The 24074-nt window shown below is 62.3% G+C and carries 24 protein-coding genes; 13 read left to right on the top strand and 11 right to left on the bottom strand.

Translation table 11 applies throughout. The features are described 5' to 3' along the window. Nucleotides 1-77: 77 nt before the first annotated feature. Together rpsR and rpsF are read right to left on the bottom strand one after the other, a co-directional pair. Nucleotides 78-317 carry a 30S ribosomal protein S18 gene (gene rpsR, locus HP556_RS05160; RefSeq protein ID WP_002711478.1) on the bottom strand — a complete coding sequence of 80 codons (240 nt, stop codon included), beginning with the start codon at nt 315-317 and terminating at the stop codon, nt 78-80. A gap of 5 nt (nt 318-322) precedes the next feature. Then, nucleotides 323-796 (bottom strand): 30S ribosomal protein S6, encoded by a 474-nt coding sequence (gene rpsF / locus HP556_RS05155; protein WP_068731054.1) that lies wholly within the window; start codon nt 794-796, stop codon nt 323-325. 369 nt (nt 797-1165) lie between these two features. Here rpsF and fabD point away from each other — a divergent pair, with 369 nt between their 5' ends. The 12 genes from fabD to HP556_RS05095 all read left to right on the top strand — a co-directional run bounded on the left by fabD (nt 1166) and on the right by HP556_RS05095 (nt 12417). Further along, nucleotides 1166-2125: an ACP S-malonyltransferase gene (fabD, locus tag HP556_RS05150; protein WP_175366146.1), complete on the top strand. Its 960-nt coding sequence runs from the start codon at nt 1166-1168 to the stop codon at nt 2123-2125. A gap of 21 nt (nt 2126-2146) precedes the next feature. Further along, nucleotides 2147-2884 carry a 3-oxoacyl-[acyl-carrier-protein] reductase gene (gene fabG, locus HP556_RS05145; RefSeq protein ID WP_089263936.1) on the top strand — a complete coding sequence of 246 codons (738 nt, stop codon included), beginning with the start codon at nt 2147-2149 and terminating at the stop codon, nt 2882-2884. 296 nt (nt 2885-3180) lie between these two features. Then, nucleotides 3181-3420 (top strand): acyl carrier protein, encoded by a 240-nt coding sequence (locus HP556_RS05140; protein WP_006020277.1) that lies wholly within the window; start codon nt 3181-3183, stop codon nt 3418-3420. Nucleotides 3421-3544: 124 nt separating this feature from the next. Continuing rightward, nucleotides 3545-4810 carry a beta-ketoacyl-ACP synthase II gene (gene fabF / locus HP556_RS05135; RefSeq protein ID WP_120292331.1) on the top strand — a complete coding sequence of 422 codons (1266 nt, stop codon included), beginning with the start codon at nt 3545-3547 and terminating at the stop codon, nt 4808-4810. 114 nt (nt 4811-4924) lie between these two features. After that, entirely contained in the window at nt 4925-6208 is a 1284-nt protein-coding gene (mltG, locus tag HP556_RS05130) for an endolytic transglycosylase MltG (protein ID WP_175366145.1), read from the top strand. A gap of 120 nt (nt 6209-6328) precedes the next feature. Next, complete coding sequence (locus tag HP556_RS05125; RefSeq protein WP_175366144.1) at nt 6329-7216, top strand: YicC/YloC family endoribonuclease; 888 nt, start codon at nt 6329-6331, stop codon at nt 7214-7216. Between the two features lie 2 nt (nt 7217-7218). After that, a complete protein-coding gene (gene gmk, locus HP556_RS05120; protein ID WP_089263940.1) occupies nt 7219-7893 on the top strand; it encodes a guanylate kinase in 675 nt (224 codons plus the stop codon). 4 nt (nt 7894-7897) lie between these two features. Beyond that, entirely contained in the window at nt 7898-8518 is a 621-nt protein-coding gene (locus HP556_RS05115; protein ID WP_175366143.1) for a TIGR00725 family protein, read from the top strand. Between the two features lie 85 nt (nt 8519-8603). Next, nucleotides 8604-9392, top strand: coding sequence for an ABC transporter permease (locus HP556_RS05110; protein ID WP_116662420.1), 789 nt, complete (start codon nt 8604-8606; stop codon nt 9390-9392). Continuing rightward, nucleotides 9389-10429 carry an ABC transporter ATP-binding protein gene (locus HP556_RS05105; RefSeq protein WP_089263943.1) on the top strand — a complete coding sequence of 347 codons (1041 nt, stop codon included), beginning with the start codon at nt 9389-9391 and terminating at the stop codon, nt 10427-10429. The genes HP556_RS05110 and HP556_RS05105 overlap by 4 nt, the downstream gene beginning before the upstream one ends. An 11-nt stretch (nt 10430-10440) precedes the next feature. After that, on the top strand, nt 10441-11520 hold the full coding sequence (locus HP556_RS05100) for an extracellular solute-binding protein (protein ID WP_089263944.1): 1080 nt from the start codon (nt 10441-10443) through the stop codon (nt 11518-11520). 72 nt (nt 11521-11592) lie between these two features. Next, nucleotides 11593-12417: an ABC transporter permease gene (locus HP556_RS05095; protein WP_175366142.1), complete on the top strand. Its 825-nt coding sequence runs from the start codon at nt 11593-11595 to the stop codon at nt 12415-12417. 13 nt (nt 12418-12430) lie between these two features. Here HP556_RS05095 and HP556_RS05090 read toward each other — a convergent pair whose 3' ends face one another. The 5 genes from HP556_RS05090 to HP556_RS05070 all read right to left on the bottom strand — a co-directional run bounded on the left by HP556_RS05090 (nt 12431) and on the right by HP556_RS05070 (nt 17403). Continuing rightward, entirely contained in the window at nt 12431-12907 is a 477-nt protein-coding gene (locus HP556_RS05090; protein ID WP_175366141.1) for a hypothetical protein, read from the bottom strand. A 27-nt stretch (nt 12908-12934) separates the two neighbouring features. Beyond that, nucleotides 12935-13402 carry a hypothetical protein gene (locus HP556_RS05085; protein ID WP_147421726.1) on the bottom strand — a complete coding sequence of 156 codons (468 nt, stop codon included), beginning with the start codon at nt 13400-13402 and terminating at the stop codon, nt 12935-12937. 59 nt (nt 13403-13461) lie between these two features. Further along, the gene (locus HP556_RS05080) at nt 13462-14841 is read right to left on the bottom strand and encodes a caspase family protein (RefSeq protein ID WP_120292551.1); all 1380 of its coding nucleotides are present in this window, start codon (nt 14839-14841) and stop codon (nt 13462-13464) included. 71 nt (nt 14842-14912) lie between these two features. After that, nucleotides 14913-15971, bottom strand: a complete 1059-nt coding sequence (locus HP556_RS05075; RefSeq protein WP_175366140.1) for an alcohol dehydrogenase — start codon at nt 15969-15971, stop codon at nt 14913-14915. Between the two features lie 118 nt (nt 15972-16089). Continuing rightward, nucleotides 16090-17403, bottom strand: a complete 1314-nt coding sequence (locus HP556_RS05070; protein WP_175366139.1) for an HdeD family acid-resistance protein — start codon at nt 17401-17403, stop codon at nt 16090-16092. Nucleotides 17404-17498: 95 nt separating this feature from the next. On the opposite strand from HP556_RS05070, the gene HP556_RS05065 reads away from it, so the two are divergent. Continuing rightward, nucleotides 17499-18668, top strand: a complete 1170-nt coding sequence (locus tag HP556_RS05065; RefSeq protein ID WP_175366138.1) for an MFS transporter — start codon at nt 17499-17501, stop codon at nt 18666-18668. Here the strand turns inward: HP556_RS05065 and rsmA are convergent. The 4 genes from rsmA to HP556_RS05045 form a co-directional block, all read right to left on the bottom strand. Beyond that, complete coding sequence (gene rsmA, locus HP556_RS05060) at nt 18652-19524, bottom strand: 16S rRNA (adenine(1518)-N(6)/adenine(1519)-N(6))-dimethyltransferase RsmA (protein ID WP_175366137.1); 873 nt, start codon at nt 19522-19524, stop codon at nt 18652-18654. The genes HP556_RS05065 and rsmA overlap by 17 nt on opposite strands. Next, nucleotides 19521-20525, bottom strand: coding sequence for a 4-hydroxythreonine-4-phosphate dehydrogenase PdxA (gene pdxA / locus HP556_RS05055; protein WP_175366136.1), 1005 nt, complete (start codon nt 20523-20525; stop codon nt 19521-19523). The genes rsmA and pdxA overlap by 4 nt, the downstream gene beginning before the upstream one ends. A gap of 42 nt (nt 20526-20567) precedes the next feature. Continuing rightward, a complete protein-coding gene (locus HP556_RS05050) occupies nt 20568-21497 on the bottom strand; it encodes a SurA N-terminal domain-containing protein (protein ID WP_420878646.1) in 930 nt (309 codons plus the stop codon). A 94-nt stretch (nt 21498-21591) separates the two neighbouring features. Then, nucleotides 21592-24042 (bottom strand): LPS-assembly protein LptD, encoded by a 2451-nt coding sequence (locus HP556_RS05045; RefSeq protein ID WP_175366135.1) that lies wholly within the window; start codon nt 24040-24042, stop codon nt 21592-21594. Nucleotides 24043-24074 lie beyond the last annotated feature (32 nt).

The following is a 24074-nucleotide window of genomic DNA, read 5'->3' as shown; positions in this document are numbered from 1 at the left end:
TCGGCGACCGGACGACCCGGAAGCCTTATGAGAAATAAAAGCGACCGGCGGCACGAGGCCGCCGGTCGAAAACCGCCTTAGCGGATAACGTAGGGCAGCAGACCGAGGAAACGCGAGCGCTTGATGGCGCGAGCGAGTTCCCGCTGCTTCTTGGCGGAGACGGCCGTGATGCGGCTCGGCACGATCTTGCCGCGCTCAGAGACGTAACGCATCAGCAGCTTGGAATCCTTGTAGTCGATCTTCGGCGCGTTCGGACCTGTGAACGGGCAGGTCTTGCGACGGCGGAAAAACGGACGACGTGCACCAGCTTCAGCCATTATTCTTACTCCTCAACCGATGCTGCTTCGTCGTCACGCGGACGACGCGGACCACGATCACCACGGAAGCCACCGCCTTCACGGTCGCCACGGAAACCGCCGCCTTCGCGGTCGCCACGGAAGCCACCACCACGGTCGTCGCGTTCACGATCACGATCAGCCTTGCGCATCATGGCGCTCGGGCCTTCCTCGTGCTCTTCGACGCGGACGGTCAGATAACGGATGACGTCTTCGCTGATACGCTCCTGGCGCTCAATCTCGGTGACCGCCGCGGACGGGGCATCGAGGTTCATCAGCACGAAGTGCGCCTTGCGATTCTTGTTCATGCGATAGGTCAGGGAGCGCACGCCCCAGTTTTCCATCTTCACGACCTTGCCGCCGAGACCTTCGACGATGCCGGTCATCTGGGTGGTGAGGTCTTCGACCTGCTGTGCGCTCGCATCCTGACGTGCGAGAAATACATGCTCATAAAGAGGCATGGCTGTCCTTTCCAAGGTTAGCGCGTTTCCCGGCGGCAAGCCCTTCGAACCCTTATGGAAAGGACTCGATATTGCTCAGAAGGCGGGAGCACGGGACGACGGACCAACTGGCCCTATCGCAACAAACCTGTGTGTGATTTTGCTGTGACCGTCCGTTCAGCTCCCGGCCGGGATCTGCGGATCGGGGCCTTATACGGATTTTCCCAGTAATGGCAAGCGAAACGGGGGCCAAATGAGCGGATTCCGGGAGCGGGCGGGAACCCGGATCGTGGTGCATCCTGGGCGCTGCGGCTTGACATTCCCCGTCGTGCCAGTGTCTTACGGCGCACGTTTGAACGAGTTTAAGCCAAAAAACATGACGGGGCGTCAATGACCGCAGCATTTACCTTTCCGGGGCAGGGGTCCCAGGCGGTCGGCATGGGCAAGGCGCTTGCGGATGCATTTCCCGCCGCCAGGGCCGTGTTCGACGAGGTCGATTCGGCTCTCAGCGAGAAGCTGACCGGCATTATCTGGGACGGCCCGGCCGAAACCCTCCAATTGACCGAAAACGCCCAGCCGGCGCTGATGGCGGTGTCGCTGGCGACCATGCGAGTGCTCGAGGCCGAGGCCGGCATCTCGCTGGCCCGGGACGCCGCTTTCGTGGCCGGCCACTCGCTCGGCGAATATTCGGCGCTGGCAGCGGCCGGAAGCCTCTCAGTCACGGATGCGGCCCGCCTGCTGCGGACCCGTGGTCTGGCCATGCAGAAGGCCGTGCCGGTGGGTGTCGGCGCCATGGCGGCGTTGCTCGGCCTCGATTACGAGACCGCCGTGGCCGTGGCTGAAGAAGCTGCACAGGGCGAAGTGTGCCACGCCGCCAACGACAATGGCGGCGGTCAGGTGGTGGTGTCCGGCAACAAGGCTGCGGTCGAACGCGCGCTGGAGATAGCTAAGACGAAGGGCGCCAAGCGTGCGATGTTGCTGCCGGTGTCGGCGCCGTTCCATTGCAGCCTGATGCAGCCCGCCGCCGACGTGATGGCGGAGGCGCTGGCCAAGGTCACGATCAACAAGCCGGTGGTGCCGCTGGTGTCCAACGTGTTGGCCGCGCCGATCTCGGATCCCGATGAAATCCGCCGCCGCCTGGTCGAGCAGGTCACCGGCACCGTGCGCTGGCGTGAATGCGTGTCCTATATGGCAGGCCAGGGCGTGACGCGTTTCCTTGAGGTCGGCTCCGGCAAGGTGCTGAGCGGGCTCGTCAAACGCATTGCCGAAGGCGCCGTCGGCGTCGCCGTCGGTGGACCCAATGACATTGCCACCGCCAAGGATGCGCTCGCAGCAGCGCGTTCGGCGTAAGCGGCCAGAGGAGAAGACAAGATGTTCGATTTGACAGGAAAGACGGCGCTCGTGACCGGCGCGACCGGTGGCATCGGCGAAGCCATCGCCACGGCTTTGCATGCGCAGGGCGCGACGGTGGCACTGTCCGGAACGCGCAAGGCGGTTCTCGAAACGCTGGCCGCGAAGCTCGGCGATCGCACGCATGTGCTGCCGTGCAATCTTTCTAACGCCGCTGAGGTCGAAGAGTTGGTGCCGTCAGCCGAGAAAGCCATGGGCCAGCTCGACATCCTCGTCAGCAATGCCGGCATCACCCGCGATAATCTGTTCGTCCAGTTGAAGGACGAAGACTGGGATGACGTGATCAACGTCAATCTGACCGCGACCTTCCGCCTCGCACGCGCCGCGACCAAGCTGATGATGCGCAAGCGCTTCGGCCGCATCATCGCCATCACTTCGGTGGTTGGCGTCACTGGAAATCCCGGGCAGGGGAATTACACCGCGGCGAAAGCCGGCCTGATCGGCATGATGAAAACGCTGGGCGCGGAATACGCCAAGCGCAATGTAACGGCCAATTGCATTGCACCCGGTTTCATCGCAACGCCGATGACCGATGTGCTGAACGACAAACAGCGCGAAACGATTCTGACCAAGGTGCCGGCAGGGCGTCTCGGCTCGCCGGAAGATATTGCGGCAGCAGCGGTCTATCTGAGCTCAAATGAGGCGGCTTACGTCACCGGACAGACGATTCATGTCAATGGCGGCATGGCGATGATCTAAGCGTCGGGGAACCCCAACGTCGTGATTTAATTGAGGTTTGGACAGTCGCCGGGTTATGTGGCCAAGCCAAATGAAGTATGGTAACCGAACCTCCAACGGTGGGGCAAAGAAGGCCATTGCAGGAATTTGAAACCCTGTATATTGGCGGGGACGAGCCTGCCGTTTTCGCGAGGCTCCGTCCGGGACGACGGGGTCAATCCAGAGGCGCGCAACTGCGCAAGGTTTAACGAGTTAAACGCTCCACGATGGCTCGTATCGTCTGCGGACGGGCCCAATGTAACAAGCACGAGGTTGATATGAGCGAGATTGGCGAGCGAGTGAAGAAGATCGTGGTTGAACACCTTGGTGTTGAACCCGAGAAGGTGGTCGATGCCGCGAGCTTCATCGATGATCTCGGCGCTGACAGCCTCGACACGGTCGAGCTCGTGATGGCGTTCGAAGAAGAGTTCGGCTGCGAAATTCCGGACGATGCCGCCGAGACGATTCTGACCGTCGGCGACGCAACCAAGTTTCTCGAGAAGAACGCAAAGAGCTGACACCTTCGCGCGACACATTTTGAAGCCGGCCGGATCGCGTTTGTGCGATCCACCGGCTTCTTGCTGTGACGCGTAGGCATTGCTCAAAGGCATTGGCTCAAGGATGGGCCATGGAGGTACGACAATGAGGCGGGTGGTCGTCACAGGCCTTGGCATGGTGTCGCCACTTGGCTGCGGCGTCGAGCCGACCTGGAAGCGCATCCTCAACGGTGAGAGCGGCGCAAAGCGGATCGATACATTCGATGTATCCGATCTCACCAGCCAGATCGCCTGTGTGATTCCACGCGGCGACGGCACGGGCGGTACCTTCAATCCCGACCAGTGGATGGAGCCGAAAGACCAGCGCAAGGTCGACGACTTCATCATCTATGCGATGTGCGCCGCCAAGCAGGCGCTCGACGATGCCAACTGGCACCCCGACAATGAAGACGATCGCTGCGCCACCGGCGTGATGATCGGCTCCGGCATCGGCGGTCTGTCCGGCATTGCCGATACCGCATTGCTTCTGAAAGAGCGCGGCCCGCGCAAAGTGTCGCCGTTCTTCATTCCCGGCCGCCTAATCAATCTCGCTTCGGGATATGTCTCGATCGAGCACGGCCTTAAAGGCCCCAATCACTCCGTCGTCACCGCATGTTCGACCGGCGCACATGCGATCGGCGATGCCGGCCGTCTGATCGCGCTCGGCGACGCCGATGTCATGGTCGCCGGCGGTACCGAGTCGCCAATCAGCCGTTTGGCGATGGCCGGCTTCGCGGCAGCACGCGCGCTGTCGACCAATTTCAACGAAGCGCCGGAGAAAGCGTCGCGGCCTTACGACAGGGATCGCGATGGTTTCGTCATGGGCGAGGGTGCCGGCGTCGTGGTGCTCGAAGAGTACGAGCACGCCAAAGCGCGCGGCGCACGCATCTATGCCGAGATCATCGGCTACGGTATGTCGGGCGATGCCTATCACATCACCTCACCGACGCCCGATGGCGATGGTGCGTTCCGCAGCATGAACGCTGCGATGAAGCGCGCCGGCATTGCCGCGGCCGACATCGACTACATCAATGCGCACGGCACCTCGACGCCACTCGGCGACGAGATCGAACTCGGCGCGGTTCAGCGCCTGCTCGGCAATGCCGCGTCAAAAGTGTCGATGTCATCGACGAAGTCGTCGATCGGCCACCTGCTCGGTGCGGCTGGTGCGGTCGAGGCCATCTTCTGTGTGCTTGCGATTCGGGATAACATCGCGCCGCCGACGATCAATCTCGACAATCCGTCGGTGGAAACTGCGATCGATCTCGTCGCATTGACCCCGCGCAAGCGCGAGATCAACATTGCCTTGTCGAATTCATTCGGTTTCGGCGGTACTAATGCGTCCGTGATCCTACAGCGCGTGGCTGGTTAGAGAACCTCCACCGTTTCGCCGTATTCCGCGCTAATTCCTACACTGGGCGTATGTTATTGACGGGGATCGTGTTTGTCCCCGTCACGATTGAACCGACAGGATCAGGTACTATCGATGAGTGAGAGGCCGCCCATTTCGCCGAGGAGTCCGCGTGCCGCGCTGGAGCCGGAGCAGGTTCCGCCGCCGCCGAAGCGTTCTGATCATGCGCGTAATCCGCTCGTGGTTGCCGGTAATGCCATCATCACCATCATTATCGTCGCCATGCTCGGTGCTGGCGGCGCGTATGTCTATGGTCGCCAGGCGCTGGAAGCGCCGGGGCCGCTGCAGGAAGAGAAGGTCGTCAATATCCCCGCGCGTGCGGGCAAAGGCGACATCGCCGAAGCGTTGCTGCGCGAAGGCGTGATCTCAGCCAATCGCTGGGTTTTCATCGGCGCCGTGTTTGCGTTGAAGGCCAGCTCGGAACTGAAGCCCGGCGAATATCTGTTCCAGAAGAACGCCAATCTGCGCGATGTCATCGGCACCATCGTCGAAGGCAAGGTCGTGCAACACTCCATCACGATTCCCGAGGGCCTGACCTCCGAGCAGATCGTCGCGCGTTTGACCGATAACGACATCTTCACCGGCTCGATCCGTGAAATGCCACGCGAAGGCACGTTGTTGCCCGAGACATACAAATTCCCCCGTGGCACGCCGCGCGACCAGGTGATCCAGCGCATGCAGCAATTGCAGAAGCGCGTGCTGGCCGAAGTCTGGGAACGCCGTAACGCCGACATTCCGGCGAAGACGCCTGAACAACTGGTGACGCTCGCCTCGATCGTCGAGAAGGAAACCGGCCGCGCCGATGAGCGCAGCCGGGTGGCCGCCGTGTTCGCCAACCGCTTGCGCCAGAAGATGAAGCTGCAGTCGGATCCGACGATCATCTATGGCATCGTCGGCGGCAAGGGCACATTGGGCCGTCCGATCAAGCGCAGCGAGATCCAGCAGCCGTCGCCCTACAATACCTATGTGGTCGAAGGCCTACCGCCAGGCCCGATCGCCAATCCGGGCCGTGCGTCGCTCGAAGCGACCGCCAACCCGGCACGCACCCGCGACCTCTTCTTCGTTGCCGATGGCACCGGCGGTCACGCCTTTACCGAAACCTACGACGCGCACCAGAAGAACGTCAGCAAGCTGCGCGCGCTCGAGAAGGCCGTCCAAAACGACGCTGTCGAGCCGCCGGAAGAGGCTACTGCTGCGCCTACCGGAGCGGCGACGGATCCTGCCGCCGCGACGGGTACAAGTCCGGTCAGGCCCGCCGCACCGGCCAAACAGCGTGCCCGTACGGCTCCTGCGCCAGCCGCGCCGGCCCGTCAGGGCGCTGCGCAGTCGACGGGTACACCGCCGGTTGTCCAGCAATAGGCCGTACCACCAAGCCCTGCGCTGGCTTCTGCTTCGAATTCCCCTTGGCCTGAAAAGGCCCTAACCTGAGCCGGTTCGCGCCTTGCGAATCTTACTCGTATTCTTTGGAGACGTTCCGCGATGGCGTTGTCGAGCATGACCGGCTTTGCGCGAAGCCACGGCACCAGCGGGCCTTATAGCTTCGAGTGGGAGCTGAAATCCGTCAACGCCAAGGGCTTCGATTTGCGCTTCCGGATGCCCCCGGGTTTCGACGAAGTCGAGGCGGTCGCCCGCAAGCGCGCCACTGAAGTGCTGTCACGCGGCACGGTTTACGCGAACCTCACCGTTAAGCGCAGCAATGCGGCTTCGACCGTGCGGATCAACGAAGAGGTGCTGAATTCGGTGCTGCGTATTGCCGCCGAATTGGCCAGCAAGATCGACGCCGTCGCGCCGAGCGTCGATGGCCTGATGAATATCAAGGGCGTCATCGAAGTGGTCGAGCCCGAGGCTGACGAGGCCGAGGACAAGGCGGCGAAGGCTGCCGTGACCGCAGCATTCGAAGAGGCTCTCACCGCGCTGGTCGCCATGCGCAAGCGTGAGGGCATGACGCTTGGTGACATCCTGTCCCAGCGTCTGAACGAGATCGAGGCATTGTCGAAGAAGGCCGAGGCGGCACCCGGCCGCAAGCCGGAAGCCATTCGTGCACGGCTTGCCGAACAGATCGCGACGTTGCTCGAGGCGTCGGATCGTTTCGATAGTGATCGGCTGAATCAGGAAGCGTTGATGATGGCGACCAAGGCCGACATCCGCGAAGAACTCGATCGCATCGCGTCGCATATTTCGCAGTCGCGCGAGATGATCAAGAAGGGCGGTCCCGTGGGGCGGCGGCTGGATTTCCTGTCGCAGGAGTTCAACCGCGAGGTTAACACCTGCTGCTCGAAATCCAACGATCTGGAATTGACCAGCACCGGCCTCGAAATGAAGAACGTGGTCGAGCAATTCCGTGAACAGGTACAGAATCTGGAGTGACCATGTCCGGGGGCAGCCGAAATTTTCAAGAAGCTGGCTTTGACGGAGTCGAGCGGCGCGGGCTGATGTTCGTGCTGTCATCGCCATCCGGTGCCGGCAAGACGACGCTGACGCGGCTGCTGATCGACCGGATGCCGGGGCTGCAACTGTCGGTCTCGGCCACGACGCGCCCGATGCGGCCCGGCGAGGTTGACGGCAAGGACTACATCTTCGTCGACAAGCCGCGCTTCGAGAAGATGGCCAAGGGCAATGAACTGCTCGAATGGGCCACGGTGTTCGATAACCGCTACGGCACGCCGCGTGCGCCAGTGGAAGCCGCGCTCTCAGCCGGCAATGACGTGCTGTTCGATATCGACTGGCAGGGTACGCAGCAATTGCGCGAGAAGGCGCGGGCCGACGTCGTCAGCGTCTTCATCCTGCCGCCCTCGGCGGCCGATCTCGAAAAACGACTTCATACCCGCGCGCAGGATTCGGACGAAGTGATCCGCGGGCGCATGAGCCGCGCCAGCCACGAGATGAGCCACTGGGCCGAATACGACTACATTGTCATCAACCACAATGTGGAAGAGGCCTATAGCGAGGTGCAGTCGATCCTCAAGGCCGAACGTCTGAAGCGCGAACGTCGTACCGGGCTGACATCTTTCGTCCGCGGATTGCAGCAAGAACTCGAAGGCTAATACCATGCAGGCATTATTCTGGAATGAGCGCACGCAGCAGCTCAGCGATGGTGCACGGGTATTCGATCCGCTGGCGTTGAATTGGCACGATAGTGCCGCGCAGGGCGGCGAAGCGGTGACCGCTTCCGAAGCACTGCTGCGGCTTGCAGCAACGCGAAAGCTGCGCCGTGTGCCCATCGGCATCATCGGGCCGCGAGACGCGACACAAGCGCAATACGATCTCGCCGAACAGATGGGCGCGGCATTGGCGCGCCATGGCCTGCAACTGTTGTGCGGCGGCAAGAACGGCGTGATGGAAGCGGCGTGCAAGGGCCATGCACAGGAGGGCGGCATGCCTGTTGGTCTGCTGCCCGACGAGGAATGGCACGCAGCCAATCCCTATGTGGCTATTCCGATCGCGACGGGCATAGGCCCCGCACGGAATGCCATTATCGCGCGCGCATGTCTCGTGCTGGTCGCGATTGGCGGAGGTGTCGGGACACTCTCGGAGATGGCGCTCGGACTACAATTCAATCGCCTGGTGTTGGCGATGGCCGATGCGCCTGAGGTGAATACGGTCGAGCGCGTCGCTGATGTCGACGGCGTCATCGCTCGCATCGCAGCACGCCTTCTCGCAAATGCATAACTTTGCCGCTCTGTCATAAAACTGATATGCCGCCGTTATACTGAGGCGCAGACTTCAGCATCACATTTGACAGGGGACATGGCTCGTGCCGTTCGTCGCGATCGCCTATCTGATTTTTCTCGCGGCGCCAGTCCTGTTGTTGTTCGTCGGCTCTTTTGGAGAAGTCTGGAGCGGGACGCTTCTGCCGTCAGGCTTCACCTGGCGCTGGTATCAGGAAGTCGCCGGTGATCCGAGCTTTCGCCGCGCTTTCACCACCAGCCTGAAGATCGTCGCGACCACCTGCATTCTCAACATCCTAATTGGACTTCCGCTGGCCTACGCCATTCATGCCGGCGCGCGGGGTGGTGTGCGGCTTGCGGCGCGGATCGTCACGCTGATGCCGATTGCCGTGCCCGAACTGGTTCTGGCTTTCGGCTTCATCCTCGTCTTCTCGTCGGACGCATTGCCGTGGCTCGGCAGTTTTTGGCTGCTGGCGGCGGGGCACCTCGTATTGACGCTGCCCTATACGGTGACGGCTCTTGTCGCCGATATGGATCAGCTCGGGCTCGCCGAATATGAGCACGCAGCCGCAACGCTCGGCGCATCGTTTCCGGCACGTATGTGGGACGTCACACTGCCGCAGCTGCATACGAGCCTGCTGTCCTGCATGCTGACAGTGGCAGCGCTGTCGATCGGTGAATTTCAATTATCCAATCTGGTCTCTGGCTTTCTGTCGCGCACCTATCCTGTGGTGCTGTTGCAGGCGTTCTATGGCGCGACGGGCTTTGCCTGCGCGGCCACCGTCGTATTGCTTGGGCTTGCGATGATCGCATCGCTGACCAGCGGGCTGACGGCGCGGGTCACCGGCCGGCGTAAAGTGGGGGCAGGCGCGTGACGCTGCGATACGATCAAGTGAGCTACAGCTATCCCGGCACGAGCACTGGTGTGTTCGACATTGCCCTGGAGATCGGCCGCGGCGAATTGCTGGCGATCATCGGCGCGTCGGGGTCGGGCAAGTCGACGATTTTGAAATTGCTGGCGGGATTCCTCAAGCCTGACACCGGGCGCATCCTGATCGATGGCAAGGATGTCGGCGCGTCGCTGCCCGAGGCGCGTCGTCTGGGTGTCGTGTTTCAGAACTATGCGTTGTTCCCGCATATGCGGCTGTGGGAAAACATCGCCTATCCACTGAAGGTGCGCGGTATCGCCAAGCAGGAACGGCGCGCGCGGGCCATCGAGATGCTGGGACGTGTCGGCATGGGCAAGCGCGCGGAAGACTATCCAGCGGAATTGTCGGGCGGTCAGCAGCAGCGCGTCGCGCTGGCGCGTGCGTTGGTGTTCGAGCCGCAAGGCCTGCTGCTCGACGAGCCGCTGTCGGCGCTCGATGCGGGGTTGCGACTGGAAATGCGTGACGAAATTCTGCGTGTGCAGCGGCAGGCAGGAATCGCGACATTGCTGGTGACGCATGATCAGGAAGAGGCGTTGTCGATTGCCGACAAGGTCGTGATGATGCGCGACGGCCGCATCGTGCAGATCGGCACGCCGCGCGAATTATACGAGACACCGGCCGATGCCAGTGTCGCGGCCTTTGTCGGTCAATCCAACCTGTGGCCCGGCAGCATTTCCGGTGACGGCATGGTGACAACGCCGGTTGGCGCGCTGGCCTGCGACACGCAGGGCAAGAGCATCGGTGCGAAGGTCACTGTGTTCGTGCGTCCTGAACGGGTCGAGCCTATCACAGGACCCGTCGATGCGAGCAATCCATGTTGCTTCGCCGGCTCCATGTCCGCCGACCGTTACCTCGGCCCTGTCAGGCGCATCGATATGGCCGTCGCCGGCGGGGCCATCCGTCTCGAAACCCATCTGCGCGGGCCAATCACCGGCGTGACGATCCCGCACGATGCCATCCGCCTTCTTCCCCCGACCTCATAAAGGAGATCGACATGAACCGACGCAAGTTTCTGAGCGGCGTTGCCGCAGCTTCCCTCACGATTGCCATCAGCCCGGCCGCATGGGCCTTCGAAGGCGCCGAACTCTATGCCGGTGAAAAGGCGCTGTACGAAGCCGCCCGCAAGGAAGGCCTCGTCGTGTCGTTCGATACCGGGCCGACCTGGGCCAACTGGGCCAACCAGTTCAAGGCCTTCCAGAAGCGCTATCCCGGCGTCGAGATGGTCTATAACGACCTCGGTTCTGCGGCGACCGTCGTTGCCCTCGACAAGGCGCGCAATCGTCCGCAGGCCGATACGGCCTATTACTTTGCAGCGTCCGCTCTGGACGCAGCAAAGGCCGGCGTCGTCGATGGTTTCAAGCCGGTGAATTTCGACAAGCTCGCCGATCCGCTGCGCGAGGCCGAAGGCCGCTGGTTCACCATCCACACGCTGAGCGTGGCGTTCCTCGTCAACACCAAATTGGTCAAGACCGTGCCGCAGAGCTGGGCGGATCTTTTGAAGCCGGAATACAAGAACGCCATTGTGTATCAGGACCCGCGCTCGACGGGGCAGGGCCAGGTGGTGGCTTTCGCTGCGGCTTTCGGCAATGGCGGCAGCATGGACAATGTCGCGCCGGGTATCGACTATCTGGGCAAGCTGACCAAGGCCGGCAACGTGCTGCGCACGGTCGGCACCACGCCTTACGCGCAGTTCCTGAAGGGCGAGATCCCGATCTGGATCGGCTACGAGAACGACGGCCTGAAAGCCAAGTTCACCGACGGTCTCGGCGATGGCGTGTCCGTCGTCATTCCGAAGGAAGCCTCAGCCGCCGCGCCTTACGCGATCTCGCTGGTGAAGAACGGCCCAAACCCGAATGCCGGCAAGCTCTGGCTCAACTTCATCATGAGCGATGAGGGCCAGAAGATCTTCGCCGAGGGTTATGTGCGTCCGGCCGTGCCCGGTGTCGCCCTGCCGCCGAGCGTTGCCGACAAGATGCCGGCCGCGCCGCAGGTGCAGGCGATGGATATCGCCAAGGCCACCGCGAAGAAGGCCGAGATCGATGCCGGTTGGGCCAAGGCCGTTCTCGGCCAGTAAGCCGAACTCACCAAAGCGATCTCCGCGATAGCGCGGGGATCGCGTTTTCGTCATTACGGAATAAAGATCACGATGAGCGCGCGCGTTCCGACATCCATGCTCGCTGCCTTTGCCGTTCCCGGCAGCGTGGTGCTGGGACTGTTCTTCCTGATCCCGGTTTGCGCGGTGCTGGTCGGCGCTTTCGCGGATAGCGGCAGTGCGTTCGGCCGACTGGCTGGTGATCCGGTGTTCTGGAACGGCCTGCGCGGCACGATGGTGCTGGGCACCGTCGCGCCGCTGTTCTCGCTCGTTGTCGGCTTCTGCGTTGCACTTGCACTGGCGCGGTTCGCGCCAGGCCTCCGTACGGCAGCCTTGATCGCGATCTCGCTACCGCTGACATTCTCCGGGCTGATCGTCGCTTACGGTTTCATTCTTCTGCTCGGCCGCGCTGGCTTCGTGACGCTGTTGCTCGCCAAACTGGGCTTCGATCCCGCTGTCATCGGTGGCTTCATCTTTTCACCGGTGGGACTGGGTCTGGCTTATTCCTATTACTTGGTGCCGCGCGTCGTGTTGATCGTGCTGCCGGCGATCAGCAATTTCGATCGTAATCAGATGCTCGCTTCGCGCTCGCTCGGTGCAGGGAGCTTCCGCACGCTGACTGAAGTGATGCTGCCGCAGATATTGCCGAGCCTGATCGCAGCCTATTGCCTGACGGCAGCGGTCGCCGTCGGCGCCTATGGCACGGCGCTGGCGCTGGCCGGCACGCAGGTGAACATCCTGCCGCTGGTGCTCTACAGCAAAATCTCGGAGACGGGGACCGATCTGCCGGCCGCATCCGCAGCATCCATCGTGCTGGTGGCGATCTGCGCCGTCGTGGTGTCCATCGGCGAAGCGATGCGTCCGCAGCGCAAGTCGTAGTCGCTGCCGCCGATCATTGCTTGCCGGCCGTCCAGCGACCGGTGCAGCCATTCGACATTTGCATCGAGCCGCCGCCACCGCGGCCGGACAGGCGGCCGGTCATGACCGCGCTCACACTGCCGTTGCTGCCGACCCCTTGCAATACGCCGCTTGGACTGATGCTACCGCCCCCGCCGACGCTCCCACCGGAGATCGTCAATGTGCTGCTGGCGGTTTTGCCCGCGCACACCGCCGACTGACCGGTGAAAGTGATCTGCCACATGCCGTCGAATCTGGCGGCGCTGCCGCCCTCACCAGCGCCGCGGCGGGCTGGAGCTGCACGCTGCTCGGATCGCTCGCGGCGGGCTGGCTTGGCGGCAGGCGGCTCGGAAGACGAGCCGGACAGCGTCTTGTTGTCATTGCCGAGGCTGCCGCCGGTTGCGCCCTGACTCCATGCGTCGCTGCCGCCGAGTGCGATGATGAGCAGACAGGGGAGGATGACGGATTTCATGATGATCTGCGGGATTGTCATGGGCGGTTACTGCTTGCTTGCGACCCAGCGGCCCGAGCATCCATCGGATCGCTGGAAAACTCCCGAACCGGTACGGCCGGAGAGGCGACCCTGGCTGGTGACGCGGATGCCGCTGTAGTTTCCGCTTCCGCGCACTGTCCCGTTGGCGCTGACCGGGGCGCTGCCGTCTTTGCCGATCATCCTTCCGTTGGCCACGACGAAGCTTTCCGTGAATGTGTCGGAACAGCCGGAGGTGCCTACGCTCGATATCGACCAGGCGCCGTCGAAATTTCCGCCGCCTCCCGCGCCCTCGCCACGGTTGCGCGGCGCGGTCTGACGGCGCGGCGCGCGGCGTTCGGAGCTTTCGCGTTGGGCAGGCGCCGCTGATCGGGATTCGGGGGAGGAGCCCGACAGCGTCTTGCTGTCATTGCCAAGGCTGCCACCGGTTGCGCCCTGTGCCAGAGCTGTGTCTCCCGAAAATATCAGAATGGCCAAACCAATCAGAAGTCCAGATCGAAAAATCATGTTCAATAACTTTCAAAAAAAGATCGAACTTACAATTTCGCGTCAGGCCCCATCGTGGCGTTGGCGCAGATGGCGCCGACAATCGGACATGATTTTCCTGTTTTGGTGCATTGATCGATGGCCGCATCGCGCGCCTGTGCAAGCGTGGGCCGCGCGACAAGCGACCAGTTGCCGCCGAGAGCTGCGAAGGCGCCGCAATTCGCTCCGTAAAACGACAGTTCGAGCGGGCAGGGAGCCGTGCCGCATTGGGCGCGTGCCTTGGTCACGGCTGACTTGCGGGACGGTTGATCCCACGACATGCCCCATTTCTTGTTCTTGATGTCATAGACGATCGAGCCCCATTGTTTCTGGTCGCTCGCGCTGCGCAAACGCTGCAGCAGGCCCTCGGTCGCTTCTCCCGTTGGTGGCATGCCGCCCTTGACCTGGAAATCGCGGATCGCAACCGCGATTCCATTCTTGCTGTTCAGCGGTTCGGGATCGAAATTCAGCTCATAAAGCCGATCGCTGATTTCCGTAAGCTTGATTGGATCGGTGATCGGCAATTTGTCGAAGTCGATCCGTGGCGCATCGGGCAGGCGTGCTTCCTGCACGGCCTTCTGCGGCACGACGAGCGGCACGGTGGCGGTTGGTGCCACGAAGTAGAATGTGCCATCGATCGGCGATGACGACACCCAAGGCTGTTGCGAGCCGCCGGTGGCGCGCTTCACGGCAAGGCCGACCTGATTGAAGGTCTGGAAAATATCAAGCCCAGCCTGACGCACGGTACTCGCCAATGCCTTGGTATAGGGGCTGTTACCATCGCTGCCGTCCTGCGCCACGCTGCCGGGCTGGGTCGCATAGGAGATCAGGGTGCCTTCCGGTGCGCGCATCTGGGCAAGGCCGCCTTCCGAGGCGCGCAGGCCACGCGACCCGAACGGATTGTTCCGGCATGCGTCCAGGATAACCATGTTGAGCCGCGTGCCGGAGCCCTGCATCTGGCGCAGCACCAGATTGATATCGACCATCTGGAAATCGACATCCGCCTCGCGGGTCGGATTGGCGTTCACCGGCACGAGGTAATTGGAGCCGCTGACCTGCACGCCGTGGCCCGCGTAATAGAACAGGGCGACGTCAGCGCCCTGAACCTGCCGCCCGAAATTCTGCACGGCGAGATCAAGTGCGCTTTTGTCCAGGTCCAATTGCGCAGTGCCGCCGATCAACGTGAAGCCGAGACCGCTCAGCGTCTCCGCCATCAGCTTCGCGTCGTTCTTCGGGTTATCGAGGCGGGTGATGTTCTGGTAGCCGGAGTTGCCGACCACAAGCGCAATGCGCTTCTCGGCCAATGCAGCGCTGACCGAGAGCAGCAAAGTCAGGGCTATCAGCGCGGCAATTCGCGCAAGCGACCTGACCGGTTGGACGAAATGGTCCATGAATCCCATCCTGCAATGGGACATATCCTAGCCCGGATCGCATGAAGCGCAATCCGGGCCAAGGCCTCAGCTCAGTTGGTCAGCATGATCCGGCCGACGACCTTGCCGGCGCGCAGTTCATCGATCCACTTCTGGGCATCGCCCATCGGTTCCGCCTTCATCGGCGTCGGCTTGAGTTTGCCGGCGCGGGCCAGAGCCATCAGCTCCTTGGCTTCCTCAAGCGTGCCGACCATGAAGCCCTCGACGGTCATACGCTTGTAGATCCATTGCACCATGGGCAGGCTGAACTCGCCGCCCATCAGGCCGGACACTACGATCTTGCCGCCCCGCGCCACGGTGGCCACCGCGAAGTTCATGGATTTGTCGTTGCCGGCAAAGTCGACCACGCCATCGAAGCCGCCATCGTTTTCCTTCACCATGCGCCTGGCGACATCGGGCTCGGAAGGGTCATAGGCGAAGGCGGCGCCGTTCTTGAGCGCGGCTTCGCGTGCCGCCGGATTGAGATCGGCCACCGAGATCGGCTGCTTGAACATCGCCTGGGCCAGCGCGAGACCCGCCATGCCGACGCCGCCGAGACCCACCAGCAGTAGGTTGCGCTGCCGCGGGCGATCGACGAGACGCTTGAGCGCGCCGTAAGCGGTGATGCCCGAGCACATCAGAGTCGCCGCCATGTTGATCGGTAGCGGATCGTAATCGAGCAGATACTTCTCGTCGGGCACAAGCACGTGCGTCGCGAAACCGCCGTCGAGCGACACGCCGAGGAAGCGGTTCTTGGCGCAGAGGTTCTCATCGCCTGCAAGGCAGTCGCGGCATTTGCCGCAGCCGATCCACGGGAAGACGGCCTTCTTTTTGCCGATGAGCGATTGATCGCCATCGGGGCCGACTTCATCGACGATGCCGGCGATCTCGTGGCCGAGGGTGAAGGGAAGCGTCATGCCGCGCGTGGTGTCGAGCTTCTTGCCGCCGCCGAGATCCGCATAGCCGTCCTGGATGTGCAGGTCGGAATGACAGAGTCCGCAGCACTCGATGCGGACCAGCACTTCCTTGCCCTGCGGCTTCGGTGTGTCGACGATGGTTTCGCAGAGCGGAGCGTCGAATTTCACCAGAGACTGGCGTTTCAAAAGAGCCATTTTTGTTTTCCCTAGACTTCGTTGCATCCTAGCAATCACAGGATGGGGGCGAGTTCAAGGGTGCGAAAGAGCGCCAGGTTCGCACCTTCTTGCCCACGTCGCGGTCGTCTTGAGAGACTCATGTCGCGCGCATGCGGGCCCGGGCTGCGCGACGAATGCTGAGCCTTCTAAGGCGCGACCATGCGGGGGAGATTTGTTCTGGCTCGGGCTCGACCACCGCCTGCAGCAGCCGCGCATAGTCGAGGATCAGGCCGGGCGTCCATGCCATTGCTTCGGCGCGGCGTCGCAACACGCTTGCAACCCACAATTCGGGCGTGGCCACGGCCTGGAAAAATGCACGCCAAGGCCGATCGGTGCGTCCAAGCACACCTTCGAGGCCTGCATCGAGCGCGTGTGCCACGGCGGTCGAGCAGTTGCGGCTGGTGAGGTTGTAGGTCGTATCAACGCGGTATGTGCGCCAGAAGTGGCGGACGCGAACGCGGTCGATACGCGTGAAACGGATATGTGCAGTGGCCTCGCACCATCCGTCTGCTTCTTCGGGATAGCTCGGCTGGAAACGGCCGGGCAGGTCGTTCTCGACGCCAGCGCGCAGCACGCGGCCGAACTCATCCGGCGCGCGATCAATTTCGACGGCGGGGTAGTGGCTGACATAGACATTGGGCGCCAGCTCGAGTGCTGCATGTCCGGTGGAGACGATGCCATTGGCGTCGACGGCTGCAATATAGCGGTCCACCAGCGGTCGGCGCCGCGCGCTGCGGCCGGGCCCTGTGGGTGTCCAGACATGCACGACGAGATCGTCCTTGCCGGCATCATCCGGCGTGGCGGGCACCCACAATGCGGTCGGAAACGCGCCGCCCACCAGCATCGAGATCGGTGCATCCGGTGGCAATCGCCGCAAGCGATTAGCCAGCAACGTCGTGCTCAGTCCCGATACGATCAGCAACGCGCCGATGTTAAAGCCGATCGTGCCCTCGTACCAGGTCGGCCACGGCTCCAGCGTGGTGGCGGCGAGCATCAGTTCGACCGCACCAGCACCGATCGCCATCCGCCAGTTCTCGAAGCGCACCAGCCAGGCGCTGACGATGCGCGCGCTACCGTCGAGTAGCAGCACGCCGCCCAGCAGCATCGCGATCAACAGGTTGGAATGACGCGGCAGCGCGATGATGATAACGGCCGGTACGATCAGGATAACGGCCTTGGCGAACTGATAGGGCCGACGTTTGACGGCAAGCAGAGCAGCCAGCAGGCTGACAATGCCTTCCAGCAGCAGCAGGTAGCCGAAGTAATGCGGCCGCACGATCGTGCTGCCATCGAACGCGTCGATCACGATAGCGAGGCCCAAGGCAGCCCACAGCACGCCGATCGCGAGCAGCAACCGCCAGCGTCGTTGCACCACTTCCGCGCCCAGCAGGAGGAGCAGCAGTCGTATCATCGGTTACCCATGATCCCGGTTTTCCAGGGCAGATATAGCCAGCGGATGATTAATGTTTTTATGCGAGGAGCTCTGCGTTCACCGTGGGGTCACGCATGCAGTCTCCAGCCGGTTCCATACCCGGTTCCACGCTCTGGTCGCGCGCCGCAGTGATCATGGCAGCGATGATCTTCGGCCTGACTTACAGCCTCAGTGCCGCACTGATTGCGCTGGATCTCGCAGAACGCGGCTCGTCCGACGCGTTCATCGGGGCGAATGCTGCGATGCATGCGGTCGGTGTGCTGGCGATGGCATTTGTACTGCCAAGATTCGCCGCCCGTATCGGCATGCGGCGTATGGTGATCGGTGCGCTGGCCGTCGCTGTTGTGGTGCTCTTGCTGTTTCTGGCCGTGCCGTCGATCTGGCTCTGGTTTCCGCTCCGCATCGTGCTTGGCGCTGCGTCCGAAACCCTGTTCGTGATGTCGGAAACCTGGCTGAACAGCCTGAGCACCGACGCGACCCGTGCCCGCGCCATGGCAGCCTATACTGCCGCGCTTTCGGTTGGTTTCGCGCTGGGGCCGCTCACGCTGTCCCTTGTGGGGACGCAGGGCGCAATGGCCTATTGGGTCGGCGCGGGCTTCTCCATCCTTGCCTTGATGTGTCTGGCGATGCCCGGGATTGCGCAGCCGGTGTTCGATGAACCCGTGGATGCCAATCCGCTGCGCTTCATCATGCTGGCGCCGATCGCGATGGCGGCAACGGTTCTGCATGCAACGGTGGAAAGCGCTGGGCTGTCGTTCCTCGCGCTTTATGCCGTGAAGCTCGGCTGGCTCGAGACCGAAGCGACGCAATTGATGTCGTGCATGATGATAGGCGCCATTGTGCTGCAGCTCCCGATTGGCTGGCTTGGCGACAAGCTCGACCGACGTCGCATGATCATCGCTTTGGCGGGGCTGGCGGTGATCGGTGCGCTCGTGTGGCCATGGGCGCTGTTGTCGCCGTGGACCATCTATCCTTTGCTGTTCGTGTGGGGCGGTGTGTTCGTCGGGATCTATACGATCATGCTGACCATTGTCGGCAGTCGCTTCAGCGGCAGCCAGCTGGTTGGTATCTATGCGGCGATGGGACTGATGTGGGGCGCAGGCGCGCTGATCGGCCCGGTCTTCGCCGGCGCTGCGATGCAGGGACTGACGCATGGGCTGCCGATGTTCGTGGCACTCGCCTGCACATGTTTCATGTGGGCCGCGATCAGGAGCCCGGCGCAGGAGATCAAGGCGTCGGCGTAACGCTCTTGGTTTTTCGGATCTTGGATAATTCGCGCGCCATCGCGACAAAGCCCGACACCGGAACCGTCTCGGCGCGCCGGGTAACGTCGACATCGGCAGCTGCGGCGAGCCGCTCCGGATCGACGCCGAGGGACTTCAGGCTCTGCCGCAGCATCTTGCGGCGCTGATTGAATGCTGCAGCGGCCACCTGTTCCAGCAGGCGTCGTTCGCAGGCCTCTGGCTCCGCGCGGGGAACGAGGCGCACGACCGATGACGTCACCTTCGGGGGCGGCGTGAAGGCGGCCGGCGAGATGTCGAACAGGATTTTGGTTTCGGCGCGCCAGTTCGACAGCACACCGAGCCGGCCATAAGCCTCGTCATCTTCGACCGCGACGATGCGTTCGGCGACCTCGCGCTGGAACATCAGCACCATCATGTCGTACCAGGGCGGCCACGGCTCGGTGCACAGCCAGTCGATCAGGAGCTGCGTACCGATATTATAGGGGAGGTTGGCGACGATCTTGGCGCGCTCGCCTGATAGCATCGAGCGCGGATCGAAGGTCTGGGCGTCGCCGATGACGATCTCGAGCCGACCAGGATAGTGCGCGGCGATTTCCTTGAGCGGGCCGAGCGCGCGCTCGTCACGCTCGACGGCGATGACGCGCCTGGCGCCGGCGGCCAGCAATGCACGGGTGAGGCCGCCGGGACCGGGGCCAACCTCGATGACCGTGCAATCTTCCAGCGGGCCGGCGGCGCGGGCGATGCGTGCGGTGAGATTGAGATCGAGCAGAAAATTCTGGCCGAGCGATTTGCGCGCCTGCAGATCGAAACGTTTGATGACGTCACGCAGCGGCGGCAGATCGTCGATCCCGCTCATGCGGATTGCGTCGCAGCCATGCGGGCCGCGAGTTTCAGCGCCGCAATCAGGCTCGACGGATTAGCCTTGCCGGTGCCGGCGATGTCGAAGGCGGTGCCGTGATCGGGTGAGGTGCGGATAAAGGGCAGGCCGAGCGTGACGTTGACGCCTTCATCGAAGGCGATGGTCTTGATCGGGATCAGCGCCTGATCATGATACATGCAGATCGCGCAGTCATAGGTCGCGCGGGCTGCCGGATGGAACATGGTGTCGGAGGGCAAAGGCCCGCGTGCGTCGATGCCTTCGTTCTGCAATACGGTGACCGCGTGCATGATGAACGCCTGCTCCTCGTCGCCCATCGAACCGTCTTCTCCGGCATGCGGATTGAGGCCAGCAATGGCCAGTCGTGGCCGCTTGATGCCGAAACGGGTCTTCATGTCGTTGACCACGATGCGTGCGGTGGCAGTGATCAGCGGGCCGCTCAGTTGGGCAATAGCATCGCGCAGCGAGACATGGATCGTGACCGGCACCACGGCCAGTTCGGGCGACCACAACAGCATCACCGGCAGCGGGACCTTTCCGTCGCGGGCGGCAAGCTCGGCGAGAAATTCGGTGTGACCTGGATGGGTGAAACCGGCGCGATAGAGCACACTCTTGGCGATCGGATTGGTCACGACGGCGCCGGCATGGCCGGCTTCCACGTCCGCGACCGCCTGACGGATCGAGGCAATGGCTGCGGGTGCGCTGGACGCGTCAGGACGACGGGGAGGCGCGGTGACCGTCTGCCCGATCGACACCACCGGTAACGCGTCAGCAAACGTCTCAGCGGCACCGGCGGGCGTTACATCGGCCAGCCTGACGTCGAGGCCGAGCGTCTTGGCACGTTCCGCCATGAAGTCTCGGTCACCAAGCAGATAGAACGGGGGCAGGTCGAGTTCGTGCCGACGCAGCCAGGCAGCGATGGCAATGTCCGGGCCGATGCCGGCCGGTTCGCCCAATGTCAGCGCAAGAGGTTTGGTCATGGTGCCGCCCTAAGCCAGTCGCGGCCTAAGCCGGATCGGAAACTACCGATATTCGATCATCGCCGCTTTGCGCACTTCCTGCAGGTAGGATTTCGACTTCGCTTCGAATTTGTCGGCAAACATCTTGTCGCGGACTTCCCGCTTCTTCGGGGTATCGACCTTGGTCGGCTTGCGCGCGCATAGAGCGACCATTTCGACACCCTGGCGGGTCACTTCCGGAGGCGTGAGACGTCCGATCGGGGTCTTGTCGAGCAGTTCTCGCAGCGACGGCGGCAGATCGGCAGAGGTCTTGACGACCGTATCGCGGATGGTCGCATTCTGCATCGACTTGAAGGTACGGTTGGCGTCTTCGCAGCTCTGGATACGCTCGCGTAGCCCTTCGGCTTCCTTGTGCCGCGCTTCCATCATGCCGGACGCCGCACCGCGGGGCACGACCAGCACAACCGGCCGCATCTGATATTCGAACGCTTCGGTCATGGCATCGCCGCCAGCGCTCTGGACGGCTGCATCGACTTCCTTTTCGCCGACCTGCAGGCTCTGCTTGAAGCGCCCGCGGACAATCGCGTTCCAGACCATGTCGGCCTTCAAACGGCTTTTCAGCGTGTCCGGGCGGATGCCTTTGGACGCCAGTGACTGCACCAGCTGATCCGGCGTGAGGCGCATGCGCGAGCTCATGTTCTGAAATGCACCATCGACTTCCGAAGCACCGGGATCGACGCTGTATTTCTTGCCTTCCTTGATCTTCACCTTTTCGCTGATCAACTCCTCGATCACGTCCTGGCGGCTGTTCGTCTTCGCGCCGGACAGTGCATTCAACTTGGTGCGCTGTTCGATATCGAAATTGGTGATGGGCTCGCCGTTCACCATGACAGCGACGGACTGCGCCCGAGCCGGTGATCCCGCACAAATGAGAAGGGTAACTGCCGTCGCCAAAGTGGCTTGCAGAACGCGTCCGGAAATCATCGTACCCATCATTGTCAAAACCGCGGTGTCAAAGCTCTCTTGAAAGCAGAATTCGCATACATCGCGACGGAAAACGGAGATTTCACGGCACAAACGACCGATACTAGTAAGTGCCGCCGGTTCCGCTCGCAGACGTGGTATTGCCAATTGTCCGCAGGCCAATCTGGAACATGAATGTATGGCTCAGAACGGGCGGCGTGCTCAGGTTACTCACGTAGTTGTAGGACGTGACATAATTGACGCCGAGCACGAAACAATCGTCCACATAGCCGGCACCGACCGTGTACTGGTTGATCTTGTTGGCCTCAAGGTCCCAGCGCGCGCCACCGGTGACCACCCAGTTCGATGCCAGTTTGATCGAACCGGTGCCGAGGAGGCCTTCGCGGCGAGTGAGGTAGCCCAATTCCGCCTGCGGTGCATAGTTGCCATACATCAGGCTGACCGACCAGCGGTCGAAGCTCGCGCGACCCTCCGCCTCAAAGCGCGAGATGTTGCCGGTTGCTTCGTCGATGCGAGCACGGGTACTGACCGTATAAGTGCGGTTCGGCGAATAGGCGAGGCTGGCGACGTAGTCTGACCGCGAGGTGGCCAGTCCTGAGTTGACGCCGGTGTTGGTCGTATCGGCGACTGCGAACGAGTTCAGGCCGAAAAGTTGATAGGACTGACCGAACAGGACTTTGACGGAACCGCCACGATCAAACTGTGTGGTAGCCTGCACGCCGACGTTGGCGCGACCACCGCCTTCGACACGGTCGTAACCGGAGAACTTGTTGACGCTGAACAGATTGCTCGCGTCGAAGCTCATGCTCTGCGCGTCTTCGTTCGGCAACTTACCGGCGTAGGTTTCGTTCGGACGAATGATCACCTGAGCGATGGGTTCGAGTGTCGTGGTGCCCCACGGCTGAACGTTGATGAACGGATAGCGATATTCGACGCCTACGGTCGGCATCACCCGCAGCGCTGTCGTGTCACCGGTCGGCAGGAAGTTGGACACGCCGGGCTGGTTTGAGATCGAGGCATCGATCGCATCGACGCGCAGGATCGCGAACGGCGTGAAGATCTGGCCGAACGAGTCCGTATAGGAACGGCGCCACTGTGCTTCGCCGGTAACGCGGGTATAGGTGCCGGGAATGCCGTTCATCAGGCAGTTTGTTGGCGTCCGTGAGGCCGTGTCCGCCGAGAGAATATTGCAAGGGCTCAAGCCGGTCAGTGGATCAATCTTACTATTGATTGCAGTGAACGCTGCCTGATCACGGCTCAGGCTGGTCATGTTGAACTTGTAGCTGAACTCGCCGCCGAGAATGTTCTGGTTCAGGACGTTGTTGTAATCGATCACCGGATGGATGACCGGGACCTGGCTCTGGCTGCCGGAGAAGCTCAGGTAGTAGATTGTGCGCGCATCGAAGAAGCTGCGCTTGCCGACGCCCGTCAGATAGAGCTGCGAAACGGCTTCCGTCTGCAGGTTCAGGAACGAGGCATAGGGGTCCCGGTACATCGACAGCCGGTAATCCTGCAGGAAATTGTAGTCGCTCAGTGCGACCGCATCCCAGCCCCAGACCCATTTGTCGTTCAGCGCGAACTGGCCTTTGGACTCCACGCCGCCGCGCCAATCCTTCTGGCCGACCTGACCAGCATAGGCATTCGGATCCTGTTGATTGATGCCGTAGGCACGGATCTGGTACGCACCATCCATCAGGCGTTGGCGGAATTCACCCTGGAGCAACAGGCCCTGTTTGGTCATGTAGCGCGGCGAAATCGTCGCGTCGTAGTCGGGAGCGATCGCCCAATAGAATGGGGTTTCGACACCGAAACCGTAATTGGTGTTCTGCGAGGGCGACGGCATCAGGAAGCCGGTCTTGCGCTTCACCGTCGGATCGGGCGTCGAAAAATACGGGATATAGGCGAGGGGCACGCCGAAGAACTCGATCCGGGCGTCCTCGAAATACATCATCTTTTCGGTCTGGTCGTGGATGACACGGGCACCCTTGACCTGCCACAGCGGCGGCTTCTTCGGATCTTCCTTACAGGCGGCGCAGGCCGTGTAGACACCGTTCTGGAACACGGTGTAGTTGCCGGCGGTGCGCTCGGCGCGTGTCGCGGCCATGCGCGTCGCATCGGCCGTATCGACGCGCAGCGAATCCACGAAACCGTCGCGGTAGTCGTCGCTGAGATCGAGCAGGTTAGCATAGGTGATCTTGCCGTCGGCGTCCGTCATGCGGACATTGCCTTCGGCGTGCAGGCGCTTGGTCTTCTGGTCGTAGATGACCTTGTCGGCTTCGACGGACGTACCGTTGTAATACATCTGCACGCTGCCGACTGCGGCGACGCGCGAGTTGTTATAGTCGTAATTGACCTCGGTCGCCTGGACCAGCATCTGCCCGGTCTGGGCGGCAGGCGGCGGCTTCGGCCGGGTGGCGGGGCGATTGTAAGTGAAACTCTGGGCAGCCGCCGGGGTCGTCGCCGCGACGCCAAATGCAGCCGCCAGACCCAAAACGGTTGCGAGCACCGGGGCCAGTACGCCAGACGTGCAGAAACGGTCACCGCGCACGGTCATGCGCAGCTTCCAATCAAATGCCTGCTCACGGA

This window comes from Tardiphaga robiniae (assembly GCF_013359755.1).
Classification (GTDB): domain Bacteria; phylum Pseudomonadota; class Alphaproteobacteria; order Rhizobiales; family Xanthobacteraceae; genus Tardiphaga; species Tardiphaga robiniae.
This window is presented reverse-complemented; position numbering and strand designations above follow the sequence as displayed.